Source organism: Bifidobacterium sp. VU/mBH4 (B4) (assembly GCF_058199535.1).
On record NZ_JBVPQJ010000001.1, the window covers coordinates 84857 to 102933 of the forward strand.

The following is an 18077-nucleotide window of genomic DNA, read 5'->3' on the forward strand; positions in this document are numbered from 1 at the left end:
GTGGAGGGGGTCTGATAGAACGGTGTCGTTCGTATAATCCATGTAATCAACATGTTGCAGATGATGGTCTAGTGGCTTAACCGTCGCGGGATGGAACAGCAGTGGCACTTATCGTTCAGAAGTATGGCGGGTCCTCGGTGGCGGACTCGGACTCCATCAAGCGTGTGGCCAAGCGCATTATTGACACCAAGCGCGCCGGCAATGACATTGCTGTGGTGGTTTCCGCTATGGGGGACACCACTGATGATCTGATTGACCAGGCCATGGACGTGGATTCCAATCCTCCTGCCCGAGAGATGGACATGCTCATGACGGCGGGTGAGCGCATCTCCATGAGCCTGCTGGCCATGAGCATCCATGCACAAGGCGAGCATGCCCATTCCTTCACCGGCTCGCAGGCGGGATTCATGACTGATGCACGCTACGGCGCAGCCCACATCCGCCATGTTCGACCCCAGCGAGTCATGAAGGCCTTGGACCGAGGTGAAGTGGGGATTGTGGCCGGCTTTCAGGGGGTCAATCCAGACGGCGACGCCACCACCCTGGGTCGTGGCGGCTCGGATACCTCGGCTGTGGCCCTAGCCGTGGCACTCAAGGCGGATGTCTGCGAGATCTATACCGATGTGGACGGGGTTTTCACCGCCGATCCGCGCATCGTTCCCACCGCCCGTAGAATCGCCCGCATTTCATATGAGGAGATGCTGGAGATGGCGGCCGGCGGATCCAAGGTGCTGGCCCTGCGCTGCGTGGAGTATGCCCAGCGTTTCCGCATGCCCATCCATGTGCGCAGTTCCTTTTCCCATCGCCCAGGCACGCTGATCATGCCCGACGATGTCGATGCTGACAAGATTCCCAATTTGGAGACCGGCCAGCTGCCGGATCGCCCCGCCGCACGCGCTGACAGGTGACGGGATATGACGGAAGGAAGGACATGACCAACGGCGAATCCATGGGCGACCTGTTCCCGGACCTGAACGGCCCTGAGTCACCCATCATCTCAGGGGTTGCCCACGACCGCAGCGAGACTCAGGTCAGTCTGCGGGCCGTGCCCGACCGACCTGGCGTGGCCGCACAGCTTTTCACCATCCTTGCCGAGGGCGGCATCAACATCGATATGATCGTCCAGGCTGGGGCGGCTACCGGTACCGTAGACATCTCTTTCACGCTCCCGTCCGCTCAGGCTGATCAGGTGGTCCCCATGCTGGATGACTCCCGCGAGCAATTGGGGTTCCGGTCAGTGGATATCAATCCCGAGGTGGGCAAGGTGACCCTGGTAGGCGTAGGGATGAAAACCCATTCGGGTATCACCGCCACCTTCTTCCGGGCCTTGAGCGACCGACATATCAACGTGCTCATGATCTCGACCTCCGAAATCCGCATCTCCGCCCTGGTGCCCATCCAGGACCTGGACGAGGCGGTGCGGGCCATCCATACGGCCTTCCACTTGGATGCCGATCAGGTCGAGGCGGTCGTTTATGGCGGCACGGGTCGCTGAGCGAGAAGGAGAGAGCAATGACGGATAAGGCTGATTTGGCGAACAACGGACGTCGTGGCATCAATGTAGCCGTGCTGGGCGCCACAGGTCAGGTAGGCATGGTCATGCGCCGCATGCTGGACGAACGGGACTTCCCGGTGGCTGACTTGCGATTCATGGCCTCGTCGCGGTCTGCCGGAGAGCAGTTGCCTTGGCGTGACAGGACCATCACGGTTGAGGATGTTGAGCAGGCCGACCTGAGCGGGATCGATTTGGCCATCTTCTCCGCCGGCGGTTCGACCTCAGGAACCTGGGCCCCGCGTTTCGCCGAGGCCGGAGCCTACGTGGTCGACAACTCCTCCCATTGGCGGATGGATCCCGAGGTCCCCCTGGTGGTGTCCGAGGTCAACCCCGAGGACCTGGATCTTATCCCCCGGCGGATCGTGGCCAATCCCAATTGCACCACCATGGCCTGCATGCCGGTGCTGAGCCCCTTGGCCAAGGCGTACGGTCTGCGCCGTCTGATCGTCTCCTCCTACCAGGCCGTGTCGGGGGCTGGTCGTGCCGGCGTCCTCCAGCTGCGCGACGAGGCCAAAACCGCCGTGGAGCAGGGTGCCGACCGACTGGTCTTCGACGGATCGGCCATCGAGTTCCCACCGCCGACCAAGGTGGTGCGCACCATCGCCTTCAACGCCGTTCCTTTTATAGGCGACTTGGTCGATGACGGCAGCGGGGAGACCGACGAGGAGCAGAAGCTGCGCAATGAGAGCCGCAAGATCCTGCACCTGCCTGATCTGGCCGCCTCCTGCACCTGCGTGCGGATAGGGGTCTTCACAGCCCATGGCATGAGCATCAACGCCGAGTTCGAGCACGACGTCACCCCAGATCAGGCCCGCGACCTGCTGTCCAAGGCTCCTGGAGTAAGTCTTGCGGATATACCCACTCCTCTGGACGCCGCCGGCAAGGACCCCAGTTTCGTGGGCCGCATCCGCCAGGACCAGGCTGTGGAGGGCAAGAGGGGATTGTCCATGTTCGTGGCCAATGACAACCTGCGCAAGGGAGCCGCCCTCAACGCCGTGCAGATCGCCGAGCTGATCGCCCGCAAGCACTTCGCCGACAGGCTCTGATTGCGCATCTGGGCTGATTGCGTGACATGTCCAAAGTGTCCTGTGCATCTTCTGAGCATGGGATGACCGGCTCTGCCAGGCCCCGTCTGCCTGATGGCTTTCATGTAGGGTCAGCCCTGCTTGGCCTTTGCTCGGCTCGAAACCTGTGAGGCTGGTCCGCCTGATCCCCTCTGCCGTCGATCCAGCTCAAGTATCCCCTGGGCCGTATCGCGGTCGGTGGCCAGTGCTGAGATAAGCCCGGCTCGCAGACAGGCGAGGATGCTGGCGACTTTTTGCGGCCCCCAAGCCACGCCTATGACCAGGGGGATCCGCTTCAGGCGTTCGAATTCAATCGATATAGTGCGTTCGCACAGGCTGGTTCGGATGTGGCGACCCTGGGCATCGATGTGATGCCCGCAGATGTGTCCCACGGCCTTGAGCTCGGTCACCTCCTTGATGAAAGCCGCATTCTCGTAGTCTTTGAAAATGTGTCCTGACCTTCCCTCCTTGACCGACCCGACTCCTACCACAGCAACGTCGGCATGTCCGCCCAGAGTCAGGGTGTCGGCGATCTGGCGTTCTTTGCGCATGGCTTCAGCTACGGATGTTGAAGAAAGGATCATGGGCACCGGCAGCGACGAGTAGCTGCCGCCCAGTCGCTGGGCCAGCATGCGGCATATCTCCGGTGAATCCGTCATAGGATTGGTCGGCGAGAGGGAACCGATCATCTGCACGACCTTGGACTTTGCCCAGTTTTGCAGGGGAACTTCTCGAACCGTGTAGGCGACGGCGTTGCCATTGGAGACGGTTATCAAAGAGTCGGGCTTGGTCTGCTCAACCAGGAGAGATGCCGCGCTTCGGGGCACAACGTCATATCCGGTGCATCCTTGCGGTGGCTCTGAGACTCGGGCGCAACGGAGGTTGAATTGTCGGATCAGCCTGGACTCCAGGTCTTCAAGCCGCTCTAATGGATTCTCAATGGAGATCTTCACCAGTCCTCGGTCTTGGGCCTCTTTCAGCATTCGGGAGACGGAGGGTCGGGAATAGCCTGTCGCTTCGGCGATCTGGGACTGCAGCATGTGATCCTGGTAGTACATGCGGGCTACGCGAAGAAGCAGCTGGACCCGCTTGCGGGCATCGGAAGTGGTCATCATCTGTAAATCGCTGAACATATGTACATGTTATCAGAATTCGCATACACGAGCCCAGCTGTCCCAAATGGTCTAAAGAATGCTCTTGTAATGCTGAAAATGAAATATATATAGCAATAGAGTCATTGTCCAAGTACATATGTTCATCGATATCCTTGTTGTTCTCTGACGGTTCACATAGTCTGTTTCCCGTCAAAGGCACCGGAAGGAAAAGCCTGAAGACCGGTGCCGCGAAATCGCAGAGCACAACCAACAAAGGAGTTCACATGGCATTCGCACGAACCATTCTGGGAGATGTCGACCCGAGCACGCTTGGCGTAGTCAACAGCCACGACCATCTGATCCGGGTGGGAGCCGGTGAGGTCTACCTGGACAAGGACCATCAACTGGATTCGGTCGAGAAGGCAGAGACCGAGGCCGGATATTTCGCCAAGGCCTCGCTGAACTGGAGCAAGCAGGGCGGCACTGTGGTTGATATGTGCCCCATCAACTGCGGCCGTGACATCGAGAAGCTGGCTGAGGTGGCCCGCTCGGTGGAGAACCTGCAGATCATAGGGGCCACCGGCTTCCATCGTGAGCATGTCTACCTGGAGACCCAGTCCCACTGGATCAACCGCTACAGCGTCGATCAGATCGCCGATCTGGTCATCGCCGATATCCGTGAGGGCATCGATCGCAACGACTACACCGGCCCCCTGGTGGATCGCAGCCCCTATAAGGCAGGTGTCATCAAGATCGGCACTGCTTACGGCGAGATCACGCCTTTCGAGCATAAGTGCATGGAGGCTGCTGCCAAGGCGGCCATCGAAACCGGCGCTCCCATCAACACACACACCACCTATGGAACCTGTGGCCTGGAACAGGCCCAGACCCTGATTGGATTGGGGGTCCCCGCGGACCAGATCGCCATCGGCCACATTCAGCGCAATGCTGATGTTTACTACCTGGAGGAGATCCTGGATCTGGGCGTCTATCTGGAGATCGACGGCACCAACAGGATCAAGTATCAGCCCGATTCCAACAGGATGATGGAGCTCAAGGCTTTCAAGAAAGACGGCTATGAGGACCGTATCCTCCTGGGCACGGACTCCGGCAAGCGCTCCTACCAGAAGGTCTACGGCTCTGTGAGCGGCGTGGACTACAACCCGGCAGTGGACGGCCCCCGCATGATCGCCGAAGGCTTTGATCCCGACTACGTGGACAAGCTGCTCATTCGTAACGCCCACAACTTCTTCTCCTTCCGTAAGGAGGCCTGAGCGCGATGGCAGCAGACAAGACCCTGGAACGCCCCCAGCTTCAGATCGCGCTGGACACCTTTGATATGCCCTCGGCCCTGAGGCCTCTGAATGCGGCCGTCAGCCAAGTGGATGTCATCGAGTGCGGAACGGTCCTGATCATCGCCGAAGGGCTGAGAGCCGTGCGCGAGATCCGTGCTCTCTATCCCAATAAGACCATCCTGGCTGATGTCAGGATCGCCGAGGCTGGTGCGGTCATCTCCCGCGCCTGCTTCGAGGCGGGTGCCAGCTGGGTCTCGGTGGTCGCCGGGGCCAGCATGACCACGGTCGAGCAGGTGGTGAAGGTGGCCCAGGAGTTCGGCGGTGAGGTCCAGATTGAGCTGGGTGAAACCTACGATCCCGAACAGGCGCGCGAATGGCGGCGACTTGGAGCTACCCAGGTCATCGTCCATCGTTCTCGCGACGCTGAAGCGGCCGGAAAGCTGACCTGGGGGGAGGACGACAAGGATCGCATCCGCCAGCTGCATCAGATGGGCTTCAAGGTCACTGTGACCGGCGGGGTCACGGCCAAGGATCTGCCCTTCTTCCAAGGAGTTCCCGTCGGAGTGGTGATCTCCGGCCGCGGCATTGTCAAGGCTGACGACCCCCTGGCCGCTGCGACCGAGCTGCGGGAGACCATCGGCAGGGTGTGGCCGCAATGAGCGGCAGCATCACCCTGGGCATCTATGAGAAGGCCCTGAAGTCCCCCGCCGAGCCGGATGATTGGGATGCGTTCATGTCCCAGGTGGCGGCCGATGGGTTCACCTTTATGGACCTGTCCATTGACGAAAGTGACAAGCGGATGGCCCGCTTGGACTGGACGGCTGCCCAGGCTTCCGCCTTCCGCCAGGCCGCTGACCGCCAGGGCGTCCAGGTCGGAGGGATCTGCCTGAGCTGCCACCGCAAGGTGGGCCCCGGCTCGGCCGATCCGGCCATCCGCCGTCAGGCCTACGAGATCTTCCTCAAAGCAATCGATCTGGCTCATGAGGCGGGCATTCCCCTGATCCAGGTAGCCGGTTACTACGCCTACTACGAGAACCCTGATCCTGGCCAGCGCGCCAGGTATGTGGAGGTTCTGGCCAGGGCGGCTGAGTATGCGGCCCAGGCCGGCGTCATGCTGGGCATAGAGAATGTGGACGGCAATGACATCACCTCCATCACCAAGGGTCTGTCCATCTGCGATCAGGTCGGGTCATCCTGGTTGAGCATGTACCCGGATATCGGCAACCTTTATGAGCAGGAGCTGGATGCCGTGGCTGAGCTCAGGGCTGGAGCCGGCAGAATGCAGGCCATCCACGTCAAGGATGTGCTCCCGGGGCAGCCGCGTCGCATCACCATGGGCGAAGGCTGTGCCGATTTTCCCACGGCTTTCGCCGAGCTGGCCCGGCAGTCCTGGTCGGGGCGGATCATGCTGGAGATGTGGAACGATGATTCGGATCAGGCCGATCAGATCGTCACGAATGCAAGGAAGAAAGTGGAAACCTGGTTGCGCGGGGCCGGCATGGAGGTGCTTGACCCCAGAGGCTGAAGTACAGGTCGCAGCGGTCACGGTTGCGACCCGGGGGTGGTTGTGCCGGTCCTCCACCCCCTTGGCATCGGCAGGGAGGCAATGATGCCAGCGGTCGCCCCTGGAGGGTCGACCCGATCGGTGCGAGTTTGAATGTGACAGGTCGTAATACGGAATGAAGCGGACGTTGTGGTCCATTCTAGAGAAGCGGCCATGTAGACAAGGAGCAAGTGATGGCAGAACATGCATATGACCTTTCGACCATAGGAGAGGGGCAGATCAGGCTCACGGTCAGGAGGGGGGAGCGGCTGATGAACGCCCGGTCGGTCCTGATGAATCCAGCCTGTTCCGAGGCCAATGTGGCTGGAGTGTTGGCTCAGCTTCAGCGCAAGACCCTGTGGACCTCTTCGCTGCCGGAGGGGGATTTGGGCGAATACGTCCTGAGCGAGTACAGGTCTGTGGGTGTTGATCTGAGCACCATGGTCCGCAAGCCGGCCAGCCGAATCGCCCTCTACTTCATGGAGCCGGGCGAGCCCCCCATGCCGGCCAACGTCATCTACGACCGCGAGTACACCCCCTTCAGGTCGACGGGGATCGAGGATTACGACTGGGACCGGATACTGGACACCCGCCTGCTCTTCCTGACCGGCATCACCGCGGCCCTGACCGATACCACGGCTCAGGTGGTGACTTATGCGGCCGAGCAGGCGGAGAAGCGCGGCATCGACATCGCCTTTGACGTGAACTTCCGCAGCAAGCTCTGGTCTGGTGACCAGGCCAGAAAGGTTTTGGAGCCCATCGCTCATAAGGCCCGCATTCTCTTCTGCTCCATCAAGGATGCCAAAAGCGTCTTCGGAATCGAGGGGGCAGGCGAGGAGGTCTGCGAACAGCTCTACCAGCGCTTCGGCAATGAGTACATCGTTTCCACCAATCACTTGGATGGTCCTTACTTGAGAACCTCCAAGGGAATCAAGAAGTACGTCACCACAACGGTTCCGGTGGTGGATCGTCCCGGCGCCGGGGATTCCTTCGTGGCTGCCACCCTTCATGGCTTCCTATCCGATGATGTGGAGTGCGGTGTCAGGTGGGGACAGCGAGCCGCCGAGTATGCCCTGACGCATATGGGCGATCTGACCCGTATCCGCGCTCAGGAACTGGATATTCCGCTGGGCGGGGATATCAACCGCTGACCGTTCTTTCATGATCCAAGGCCGCCGCAGCATTCTTCAAGGAAGGAGAGAGCGACCTGGATCCTCAGGTCAGATCCGTACGGGGGTCGGGCCGTCATCATCATGACCATCCGAGAAAGAAAAGCACCATTATGAGTGATACACATGTCACACAGGCCGAGGAGACACTGACCGCATACGAGCAGATAGACGCTCGTCCCCTGACTGGACATCAGAAAAGCATCATCGGCCTGGCCATAGCCGGCAACATATCCGAATTCTTCGATATGTTCCTGATTGGTTTCGTGGTCTCCCTCCTGACTTCGGCCTGGCACCTGACCGGGGTTTCCGCTGGAATCATCCTGGCCTGCTCCGGGCTGGGCACGGTCATCGGATCCATCCTCTGGGGGCGTTTGGCCGATCGCTTTGGCCGCAAGCATGCCTTCCAGTGGTGTGTTCTCTGCTTCGTGGTCTTCACGGCCCTGTCAGTCTTCCTGCCTGACGGTGCCTGGATCCTGCTGGCCATCCTGCGCATCGGCGTGGGTGTCGGCGTAGGCGGCCTGAACATCATCTCCATCCCCTACGTCCAGGAATTCGTGCCGGCCAGACAGCGCGGCATGCTCTCCGGCCTGGCCTCGGTCTTCATTCCTCTGGGTCTGCTCTTGGGATCCGTCTCACAGAGCCTGATTGGCGACAATTGGCGCGTGCTGGTGGCCCTGGGCGTTATCCCTGTCCTTCTGCTGTTCTGGTTGGCGACGGTGCCGGAGTCCCCTCGTTTCTATCAGAGCGTGGGACGTGACAATGATGCCCGCAAGGCCTTGGCATGGGCTCTTGAGCTTCCCGTGGACCAGGTCGGTACCCTGCCCAAGGTCGAGCAGGAGCAGAAGGCCAGCTATCGCCTGCTCTTGTCCAAGCATTTAAAGCCGCTGATCATCATTTCGGTTGGCTCCTTCTGCTTCATTCTGGGTTCCTTCGCCATCCAATCCTGGGGTCAAACGCTGATGAAGGATGCTTTCGGCTTCTCAACGCAGATGGTGGCCTACCTGTTCATGGGCGTCTCCGTGGCCGACTGCATCGGCAGATTCGGCTCTGCCTGGCTGGCTGACATCATCGGTCGGCGTTGGACCATGTTCTCCTTCGGCATCATCGGGGCTCTGGGATGCTTTTACGCGGCCTTCTTCCACAATTCCGGCTGGCAGTTCTATATCGCCGTCCTGGTCATCATGACCTTCGCCGACGGTGTCTTCGGTATTCTCAACGCTTTCGGCGGTGAACAGTTCCCCAACGATGTTCGTTCCACCGGACTGGGGCTGGGATACGGCATCGGCGCCACGGCCAAGATTGTAGGCCCTATATTCATGGGGCTCCTGGTGGGCGGCGACTATGTCTCCCAGCACATCAACATTGGCGTTGTCACCACGGCATTCACCTTCTTCGGTGTCTGCCTGGTCATCGGCGCTGTTATTTATCTCTTTGCCCAGGAGACCAAGGGCAAGGATCTGGAAAGCCTGTGAGGATGCGCAGCAAGGTCTGCACGCGCAGGTAAGCAAACCGGGCCGGCTTTTCGTAGGAAGGGTCGGCCCCTTATTGGGAATGGTGGTGGTTCGTATGACGTCCTTGGCTGATTTTTCTGATGAGGTACGTGTCGAAGTGGGGTTGGTTCGTGAGCATGTTGCCGCCCTGCATGAGCAGTTGATCAAGTGGGGGCTGGTGGTGTGGACGGCGGGGAATGTCTCGCAGCGCCTGCATTCAGCCGACTTGCTGGTGATCAAGCCATCCGGGGTGCGCTATGAGCAGTTGACTCCGGAATCAATGGTGGTCACGGATCTGGAAGGGCATGTAGTGGACGGATCTGCCGCCCCCTCCTCGGATGTGTTTTCGCACGCCTACATCTACCGGCACATGCCTGAAGTATTTGGCGTGGTGCATACGCATTCGACCTTTGCGACGGCCTTTGCTGCAGTGGGCCGGTCGATTCCATGCGTATTGACGATGATGGGTGACGAGTTCGGTGGTCCGGTGCCGGTGGGTCCCTTCGCCTTGATCGGTTCGGACCAGATAGGCCGCGGGGTGGTCGAAACCCTGGCGGAACATCCGGGCTGTCCTGCGGTGCTCATGCGCAACCACGGCCCCTTTACGGTCGGAGCGGATGCTGAAGCTGCGGTCAAGGCGGCGGCGATGACGGAGGAGGTGGCGCGTACGGTGTGGGCTGCTGAGCAAATCGGTACGCCTGTGCCATTGTCCGATGAGGATGTGGCCAGTCTGAACGACCGTTATCAGCACGTGTACGGCCAGCACTAAATCGGAATACGATACCTCGCCCTGGCAGGTGAGTGTCGAGAGTGTAGGTGCTCGCGGGGGCAGATTCGAATTAGACTGGAGGCCATGACCAGATCTTCCCAAGAAGTGCAGCGGCAACTGGATCGGATCGTGGCCCTGGGCTATCCGGATGTGGCGGACATCAGCGCCGCCGCCTTCAGAGCCTTGGCCCAACCCCTGATTTCCGCGCTGGAGTCCACTGAGCTGGGCGAGCAGATCCTGCTCATCCCCACCAGGGAGCTGGTCTCGCCCGAGTCGCTGATCGCCCGGACCAGCATCAACCGCATGGCCGGCTTCACCACCATGCCGCCGCGTGACATCGCCAGCTTCCTGCCGCAGAACGGGTTCGAGCCGCCCGAGGGTCCCTTTTACATCGTCCTGGAGCCCCATACCGGCACCTGCTACACCAACCGCGAACCCGACGTGGCCCGCAAACTGATCGACTCCGACGACCGTCTACCTCTGACCTTGGAGGAGGGGCTGGCCATCGCCACCCAGCATCCCGACTGGCTGGCGGTCAAGAACGGCTTCAACCTGCTGGGGTCCCACAGCGCCGATGGGCGCGTGCCCAGCATCTGGATGAGCCAGAACGCCCCCCGCCTGGGTTCGGTCTGGCCCAACTCGCGTCACACCTGGCTGGGCAACGCCTATTGCGAGGGCCGCCGCGGGGTCTCCCTCTTCCAGTGAATCTCTTCCGCTGAATCTTATGAATCTTATGAAGTGAGCACTCTGTCAGCGCTTGCATCGTGTGGTATCTGCATCCTTGGCAACCTCGCGAATTATGCCAGACTCCGCGCGCTCGCCTTCCGCTGCGTCGTAATGCGGACCCGGACCGCATGTCCCGGCCCTCCTCCGGTAAGATAATGACACCCCCGGTGCGGTTTCGACATGCCCGAACGCCTATAGCCGGGCGACATTGTGGTTTCCGACGAACGAAAGAAGGAGGAGAGATGGATCAGGATCGTGCATCCGTGTTTGATCTTGCGGCCCAGGCCGCGGCGTCCAATGGAGGGAACAACGATCTGCTGCTGCCTCCCCCCAGGTTCGTGGGTTCGCCGCAGAAGCCCAGCGCCATGCCCTACACCAAGTATGTGGCCTACAACAAGCAGGTCCCCTTTGACTATCCGCAGCGCACCTGGCCGGGCAAGACCCTGAAGCGGGCGCCCCGTTGGTGCTCGGTGGATCTTCGCGACGGCAACCAGGCCCTGGTCGACCCCATGGATTCCGAGCGCAAGCTGAGATTCTGGAATCTGTTGATCTCCATGGGCTTCAAGGAGATCGAGGTGGGCTTCCCCTCGGCCTCCGAAACTGATTATGACTTCATCCGCCTGCTGATAGAGCGCGAGCTGATCCCTGACGACGTAACCATCGTGGTCCTGACTCAGGCCCGCGAGCATCTGATCCGCCGTACCTACGAGGCCCTGCGTGGGGCCAAGCGGGCCGTGGTCCACTTCTACAACTCGGTCTCGGTCCTGCAGCGGGAGGTCGTCTTCCACAAGGACAAGGCCGGCATCAAGCAGCTGGCCACTGACGCAGCCGAGCTCTGCCGATCCCTGGAGGCCGATGCCGGGGGCACCGACCTTTCCTACGAGTATTCGCCCGAGTCCTTCTCAGGCGCAGAACCCGAGTACTCCCTGGAGGTCTGCAACGCGGTCATCGACGTGATCCGGCCTACGCCGGAGCACCCCATGATCATCAACCTGCCCAACACCGTGGAGATGACCACCCCCAATGTCTTCGCTGACGAGGTGGAGTACATATCCACCAACCTCAAGGACCGGGATGCAGTGGTGCTCTCCCTGCACCCCCACAATGACGAGGGCATGGCCGTGGCCGCCACCGAGCTCAGCCTGCTGGCCGGGGCCGACCGGGTCGAGGGCTGCCTGCTGGGCAATGGCGAGCGCACCGGCAATGTCGACATTTGCACGGTGGGGCTGAACCTGCTGGTCCAGGGGATCGACCCCCAGCTGGACTTCTCCGACATGCCCGGCATCCGTCGGACGGTGGAGTACTGCAACCAGATCGCCGTCTCCGAGCGTCACCCCTATGTGGGCAACTTCGTCTTCACGGCCTTCTCCGGCTCCCATCAGGACGCGATCAAGAAGGGGCTGGATGCCCGGCAGCAGGCGGCTCTGCGCGCCAACGCCAACCCCGACGACTTCCTCTGGCTGGTGCCCTACCTGCCCATCGATCCCAAGGATGTGGGCGGCAACTACGAGGCCATCATCCGGGTCAACTCCCAGTCGGGCAAGGGCGGCATGGCCTACCTGCTCAAGGCCAACCATCATCTGGATCTGCCCAAGCGCCTCCAGGTGGAGTTCGAGCGGCTGGTTCAAAGCTATGCCGACAAGACCAAGCGCGAGGTCAAGGATGCCGACATCTGGCGGCTCTTCAAGGACGAGTATCTGCCCGTGGAGGCCGGCGGGAGCGTGGTCGGCGGCGAGTCCATGGCCGATCAGCGCGACGAGACCCTGCAGCAGTGGGGACGCTTCAAGCTCCTGAATGTGGCAGTCACCTCCGGCGAGGACGGCTCCGACACTGTTCTCGATGCCACCCTGCTGGACCGGGGACTTGCCCCAGGCGATCCTGAGGAGCGCCGTCGTGTTCAGGGGCATGGGAACGGTCCTATTGCGGCCTTCCTGGATGCACTCAAGTCCCTGGATCAGACCGTTTCGGTTCTGGACTACGCCGAGCACGCTATGACCGCAGGCACGGATGCTCTGGCCGCCTCCTACGTGGAATGCCGGGTGGGCGAACCGGCCAGGTCCCGGGTGATCTGGGGCGTGGGCATCGATTCGTCTATCTCCACCAGCTCCCTCAAGGCCATCATCTCGGCCCTCAACCGCTTCCAGCGCGGCTAGAGATCATAGGGGATAAAAGCAACCCCAGACCAGCTAGACCAGCCTTACGGTCCGATCCGAGCGCAGCTGTTTCGTCCGGATCGGACTGGTCTGTCCGGACAGCCTTACTGTTGGGATGACTCTGACCCGGAGTTGCCCTCGGTGGTTCCGCCGTTGCCGCCTTCGGCCCCGCCTCCATTGCCTGAGCCCGAGCCGCTGTCGGCTCCTGACTCCTCCTGCGGGACTATCTGCTGCTGGTTACGCTGCTGAGGCACGTATTCATAGTTGTAGTTGCGCCTGGGCGTATAGGAGTAGCTCGGCTTATACCCGGTGCCCCAGCTGCCGTCCGGTCCGCCGATCTTGCCATGGTCCTCGGCCGCAGGGAAGCGCTCCACCGGGCTGTTGCCCAGGGCCGACTTCATGTACTGGGTGAACAGCTGGACCGGATAGAACTCGTTCTGATAGACATCAGGCACCTTGAGGGCACTGCCATCCTGACCTTGGTTCCAGACGGCGAAAGTGGTCAGCAGCGAGGGGGTGAATCCGATGAAGGAGATGGCTGTCTGATCGTTGGCTGTACCTGTCTTGCCGGCGATGGGCCGGCCCAGGGAACGTGCGTAGGAGGCGGTGCCGTACTGAACCGTGGTGGTCATGGCTTTCTGCAGCAGGGCCACCTGGTCGGCATTGAAGACCTGGTCCGACTGGATGGCCGCGGTGTAGAGCTCCTGATCCTTGGCGTCCTTGACCTGGGCCACCAGATGCAGCAGGGGTCGCTTGCCCCCGTTGGCCAGAGTGGCGTAGCCCTGGGTCACGTCATAGACCGAAAGGGCATCCAGACCCAGCGTGTCGAAGGTGGTCGTGTCGTCGATCTTGCCGGTGATGCCGGCCGTGTGTGCCAGCTGGGCCGTCTTCTGGGAGGTCACGTGCTCGCCCAGATCCATGAAGACCGTGTTGACCGAGTTGGCGAAGGCCGAGTAGAGGTTGATGTACCCGTAGCTGACCTGCCCGGCATTAGCGACGGACTTGCCCACGCTGGAGAAGGTGCGTGGAGAGTTGCCATTGAAGACCGTGTTGAGGCTGACCCCATCCTGGATGGCTCCCAACAGGGTGTAGGCCTTCATGGTCGAACCCACCTGGAAGGTGGCCTGGTCCACATTGTTGAGCTGGTGGGTCAGATAGTCGTCCCCCGCGTACAAGGAGATGATGGCGCCGGTCTTGGGGTCGACTGAGAGCCCTCCGGTCTGCAGGGTGGGCGGCTGGTGCTTGTTGCCGGTGGTTGGACTGGCCACCTGGAACATCAGATCCTGTTTGTCTTTCTGAATGGTGGTGATGATCCGGTAGCCGCCCGTGTCCAGGTCGTCTGCCGTGAAGGGGGCCTTTTTGCCGGAGGACAGCTCGTTGCGGACCATGCGCAGCAGGTAGCCGTTGGGCCCCTGGTAGACGTTCTCCGGCGAGTACTTGATGGTCTGCGGCATCTGGGCGCCGACCCGGTCTTTGTGGCTGATGTAGTGGTCCTCTTCCATGATGCCCAGCACCCGGTGGAAGCGCGATTCGGCCTGCTTGGGGTTGATCGCCGGATCCCAGGAGGCCGGGGCGGGGATGATGCCGGCCAGCATGGCCGACTCGGGCATGGTCAGGTCCTTGGCGTCCTTGCCGAAGTAATTCTGGGCGGCGGCCTGGATCCCGTAGGCGCCGCGGCCGAAGTAGATGGTGTTCATATAGTTGCACAGGACCGTGTCCTTATTCTCGGTCCGGGAGATCTTCAGGGAGAGGATGGCCTCGCGCAGCTTGCCCTTGTAGGAGGTGGTCTCGCCCAGATAGTAGCGCTCGGCGTACTGCTGGGTGATGGTGGATCCGCCCTGCCGGGTGCCCTTGGTCACGTTGTTGAGCAGGGCCCGGCCGATGCCCTTGAGGTCGATGCCGTTGTCCTTATAGAAGGAACGGTTCTCCGAGGCGACCACCGCATTGCCCACATACTTGGGAAGGACCGTGCAGTCGATGATTTCCCGGTTCTGGTCGGCGTAGGTTCCGATGGGGGTGGTGCCGTCCGCATAGTAGACCGTGGTCTTTTGCGCCAGGGCCTGCTTCTCCGGCGGGATGATCTCGGTGGTCAGATACAGGTAGGCGAAGGCCGCCGCCCCGGCGACCAGCACCAGTCCCAACAGGGCCAGGATCCACTTAAGCACGCGATGTGACTTGCGACGTCGTCCGCGGCGGGGCCCGTTACCCCGGGGGTTCCGGTCGGCATGCCGCGAGGTGGGGATGTCGGTGCGATTGCCGCCCCCGCGCGACCCGGACTGGGCCCTGCGGGTGGGCGAGGTCGAACTGACTGAACGAGTCTGATTGGCCATGCCAACCACGCTATCCGGCAGGGCTGAAAACTGTTCGACCTAGGGCTGAACGTTCATCATTTTCGTACGTTTGTGCCCTCCCGGGAGGTCTGTCCTGCCGGCTGGCACGCATATGAGGCTCCATGCCACCATGCAATCCACCGGGAGAAGGTATGCTTGGGTTGGAAATAACTCAGTAAATCAGAGGAGTTTGTATGAGCATCCGTGTAGCTATAGCGGGCGTGGGCAACTGCGCTTCCTCGCTGGTACAGGGAGTCGAATATTACAAGGACGCCAAGGATGATGACAAGATCCCTGGCATCATGCATGCCAACTTCGGAGGCTACCGCATTCGTGACGTGGAGTTCGTGACAGCCTTCGACGTGGATTCCCTCAAGGTCGGCAAGGACCTGAGCGAGGCCATTTTCGCCTCGCAGAACAACACCTACAAGTTCTGCGACGTTCCCAACAAGGGCGTGGAGGTCCTGCGCGGGCCGACCGGCGATGGACTGGGCGAGTACTACAGCAAGATGATCACCGAGTCGGATGCGGAGCCCGTGGACGTGGCCGAGGTTCTGCGTGACAAGAAGGTCGACGTGCTGGTCTCCTACCTGCCCGTCGGCTCTGAGCAGGCCGACAAGGCCTACGCCACCGCCGCCATCGAGGCCGGGTGCGCCTTCGTCAACTGCCTGCCTGTCTTCATCGCCTCCGACCCCGAGTGGGCCCAGAAGTTCCGCGATGCCGGCCTGCCCATCGTGGGCGACGACATCAAGAGCCAGGTGGGCGCCACCATCACGCACCGCGTCATGGCCCGCCTCTTTGAGGACCGCGGCGTGCGTCTGGATCGCACCTACCAGCTGAACGTGGGCGGCAACATGGACTTCATGAACATGCTGCAGCGCTCCCGCCTGGAGTCCAAGAAGGTTTCCAAGACCCGTGCGGTCACCTCCATCGTTCCCCACGATATGGATCCCCACAACGTCCACATCGGTCCCTCGGACTATGTGGCCTGGCTGGATGATCGCAAGCTGGCTTTCGTGCGTCTGGAGGGCACCACCTTCGGCGATGTCCCGCTGAATCTGGAGTACAAGCTGGAGGTCTGGGATTCGCCCAACTCGGCCGGCATCGTCATCGATGCCCTGCGTGCCGCCAAGATCGCCCTGGACCGCCACCTGGCCGGCCCGGTGCTGGCACCCAGCTCCTACTTCATGAAGTCCCCGGCTGTTCAGCATGAGGACAACGAGGCCCGCCAGCTGGTCGAGGATTACATCGCCGGCAAGGTCGAGGGCGACGAGAGCGCCCTGGATGCCGATGTCAAGGCCGCCAAGGAGAACGGCAAGGACGTCTGGCACGCCTGAGCCTGCAGATTCTGCCTGATTGATGTCTGGGGCGCCTCTTCCAAGGTCGTCCCGGAGGCATGAGTGGCAGATGCTTGGTCTGGAAAGAGGCCGACCGCTTTTCATGGGCGGCCGGCCTCCTTGTATTCTGAACGGAACAGTGGCTTCGGATTTGCTGACTCAACCTGGCGCTGGACTCTTCAGTCTCAGGCTTCCGTCAGGAATTGCCTTGAGAAGATCGTCAGGAGTGCGATCAGGGTTTCAGTCCTTGGTGTGGCCTACCAGGGGGGCGATCCGCTTGTCCCAGGCATCCAGGGCCGAGTTGATGACCTGGTGCATGTCATAGTAGGCGTAGGTGCCCAGGCGGCCGCCGAAGACCACCTTCGGCTGCTGGGCGGCCAGCTGCTTGTACTGGGTGTAGAGGGCGCGGTCGTCGCCCGTGTTGATGGGGTAGTAGGGCTCGTCGCCCTTGCCGGCGAAGCGGCTGTACTCCTCCCAGACCACGGTGCGCTCATGGTTCTGGCGGTCGTAGCGTTCGGGGTTGAAGTTCTTGAACTCGATGGCGCGGGTGTAGGGCACGTCGGGATCGGAGAAGTTCATGACCGGGCAGCCGAAGTGGTCGTCCTCGTCGTAGCGGCGCTCCTTGAAGTCCACGGTCCGCCACTTGAGCTCGCCCAGACGGTAGTCGAAGTAACGGTCGACCGGGCCCGTGTAGACCACGGGGACATGCCCCACCAGAGCATCCCGGTTCCAGGGCTGGGAGTCGTCGAAGAAGTCGGTCTTCAGGCTCACCTGGATGTGTGGGTCGTCGATCATCCGCTCGAACCAGGCCGTGTAGCCGTCCTTGGGCAGGCCCTCCCAGGTGTCCTTGAAGTAATGGTTGTCGTAGTTGAATCGCACTGGCAGCCGCTTGATGATGGAGGCGGGCAGCTGGGAGGGGTCGGTCTGCCACTGCTTTGCTGTGTAGTTCTTGATGAAGGCCTCATAGAGGGGCCGGCCGATCAGGCTGATCCCCTGGTCGTTCAGATTGCCCGGGTCGGTTCCGGCAAGTTCGCCAGCCTGCTCCCGAATCAGTTCCCGAGCCTGCTTGGGGGTGTAGTGGGCGTGGAAGAACTGGTTGATGGTGCCCAGGTTGATGGGTAGGGGATAGACCTCGCCCTTGTGGGTGGTGTAGACCCGATGGGTGTAGTCAGTGAATTCGGTGAAGCGATTGACGTACTCCCAGACCTTGCGGTTGGAGGTGTGGAAGAGGTGTGCGCCGTACTTGTGAATTTCGGCCCCGGTCTCCTCGTCCATGTAGGAGTATGCGTTGCCGCCGATGTGATCGCGCACGTCGATGATCTGCACTCGGGCTCCACTGTGCTCGACCGCCTGCTGGGCCACGGTCAGGCCAAACAAGCCAGCGCCTACAATCACCAAATCAGCATCCATGTCAGCCATTCGTCTTCTGCCATCCATCCCTTGTCGCTGTGATGCCGGGGTGCCTATTGTCTATTGTCAGGGTCCGGCATGATCCGTGATCAACCGCTGGAGTACGGCGATCCTGTTGTTTACATGCTAGCGTACGGGC

15 protein-coding genes are annotated in these 18077 nt (G+C 61.2%); 12 read left to right on the top strand and 3 right to left on the bottom strand.

The window, feature by feature from the left end:
* Positions 1 to 101: 101 nt before the first annotated feature.
* Genes AC0AII_RS00335 through AC0AII_RS00345 form a run of 3 tightly spaced genes read left to right on the top strand, consistent with a single transcriptional unit; the run spans position 102 to position 2601 of the window.
* Entirely contained in the window at positions 102 to 908 is an 807-nt protein-coding gene (locus AC0AII_RS00335) for an aspartate kinase (protein ID WP_101432975.1), read from the top strand.
* 23 nt (positions 909 to 931) lie between these two features.
* Positions 932 to 1495, top strand: coding sequence for an ACT domain-containing protein (locus AC0AII_RS00340; protein WP_015022547.1), 564 nt, complete (start codon positions 932 to 934; stop codon positions 1493 to 1495).
* Between the two features lie 17 nt (positions 1496 to 1512).
* Complete coding sequence (locus AC0AII_RS00345; protein WP_490445711.1) at positions 1513 to 2601, top strand: aspartate-semialdehyde dehydrogenase; 1089 nt, start codon at positions 1513 to 1515, stop codon at positions 2599 to 2601.
* 110 nt (positions 2602 to 2711) lie between these two features.
* Here AC0AII_RS00345 and AC0AII_RS00350 read toward each other — a convergent pair whose 3' ends face one another.
* Positions 2712 to 3752 carry a sugar-binding transcriptional regulator gene (locus AC0AII_RS00350; RefSeq protein WP_490445712.1) on the bottom strand — a complete coding sequence of 347 codons (1041 nt, stop codon included), beginning with the start codon at positions 3750 to 3752 and terminating at the stop codon, positions 2712 to 2714.
* Between the two features lie 245 nt (positions 3753 to 3997).
* Between AC0AII_RS00350 and AC0AII_RS00355 the strand changes: the two genes are divergently transcribed.
* The 8 genes from AC0AII_RS00355 (at position 3998) to leuA (ending at position 12861) form a co-directional block, all read left to right on the top strand.
* The gene (locus tag AC0AII_RS00355) at positions 3998 to 4987 is read left to right on the top strand and encodes a phosphotriesterase family protein (RefSeq protein WP_045935859.1); all 990 of its coding nucleotides are present in this window, start codon (positions 3998 to 4000) and stop codon (positions 4985 to 4987) included.
* Between the two features lie 5 nt (positions 4988 to 4992).
* Positions 4993 to 5667 carry a 3-keto-L-gulonate-6-phosphate decarboxylase UlaD gene (locus tag AC0AII_RS00360; RefSeq protein ID WP_024626967.1) on the top strand — a complete coding sequence of 225 codons (675 nt, stop codon included), beginning with the start codon at positions 4993 to 4995 and terminating at the stop codon, positions 5665 to 5667.
* Complete coding sequence (locus AC0AII_RS00365; RefSeq protein ID WP_490445713.1) at positions 5664 to 6533, top strand: L-ribulose-5-phosphate 3-epimerase; 870 nt, start codon at positions 5664 to 5666, stop codon at positions 6531 to 6533. Before AC0AII_RS00360 ends, AC0AII_RS00365 begins: the two co-directional genes overlap by 4 nt.
* A 212-nt stretch (positions 6534 to 6745) precedes the next feature.
* Positions 6746 to 7702 carry a sugar kinase gene (locus AC0AII_RS00370; protein WP_490445714.1) on the top strand — a complete coding sequence of 319 codons (957 nt, stop codon included), beginning with the start codon at positions 6746 to 6748 and terminating at the stop codon, positions 7700 to 7702.
* 131 nt (positions 7703 to 7833) lie between these two features.
* Entirely contained in the window at positions 7834 to 9195 is a 1362-nt protein-coding gene (locus AC0AII_RS00375; protein ID WP_490445715.1) for an MFS transporter, read from the top strand.
* A gap of 94 nt (positions 9196 to 9289) precedes the next feature.
* A complete protein-coding gene (locus AC0AII_RS00380; RefSeq protein WP_144085197.1) occupies positions 9290 to 9982 on the top strand; it encodes an L-ribulose-5-phosphate 4-epimerase in 693 nt (230 codons plus the stop codon).
* Between the two features lie 84 nt (positions 9983 to 10066).
* Positions 10067 to 10687, top strand: a complete 621-nt coding sequence (locus tag AC0AII_RS00385) for a DUF5701 family protein (RefSeq protein WP_024626962.1) — start codon at positions 10067 to 10069, stop codon at positions 10685 to 10687.
* 263 nt (positions 10688 to 10950) lie between these two features.
* Complete coding sequence (leuA, locus tag AC0AII_RS00390) at positions 10951 to 12861, top strand: 2-isopropylmalate synthase (protein WP_490445716.1); 1911 nt, start codon at positions 10951 to 10953, stop codon at positions 12859 to 12861.
* 104 nt (positions 12862 to 12965) lie between these two features.
* Here the strand turns inward: leuA and AC0AII_RS00395 are convergent, their stop codons facing one another.
* On the bottom strand, positions 12966 to 15191 hold the full coding sequence (locus AC0AII_RS00395) for a transglycosylase domain-containing protein (RefSeq protein WP_490445717.1): 2226 nt from the start codon (positions 15189 to 15191) through the stop codon (positions 12966 to 12968).
* A 194-nt stretch (positions 15192 to 15385) separates the two neighbouring features.
* Here AC0AII_RS00395 and AC0AII_RS00400 point away from each other — a divergent pair, with 194 nt between their 5' ends.
* Positions 15386 to 16528, top strand: coding sequence for an inositol-3-phosphate synthase (locus AC0AII_RS00400; protein WP_490445718.1), 1143 nt, complete (start codon positions 15386 to 15388; stop codon positions 16526 to 16528).
* A 240-nt stretch (positions 16529 to 16768) separates the two neighbouring features.
* Here AC0AII_RS00400 and glf read toward each other — a convergent pair whose 3' ends face one another.
* Positions 16769 to 17947, bottom strand: a complete 1179-nt coding sequence (glf, locus tag AC0AII_RS00405) for a UDP-galactopyranose mutase (RefSeq protein ID WP_490445719.1) — start codon at positions 17945 to 17947, stop codon at positions 16769 to 16771.
* Positions 17948 to 18077 lie beyond the last annotated feature (130 nt).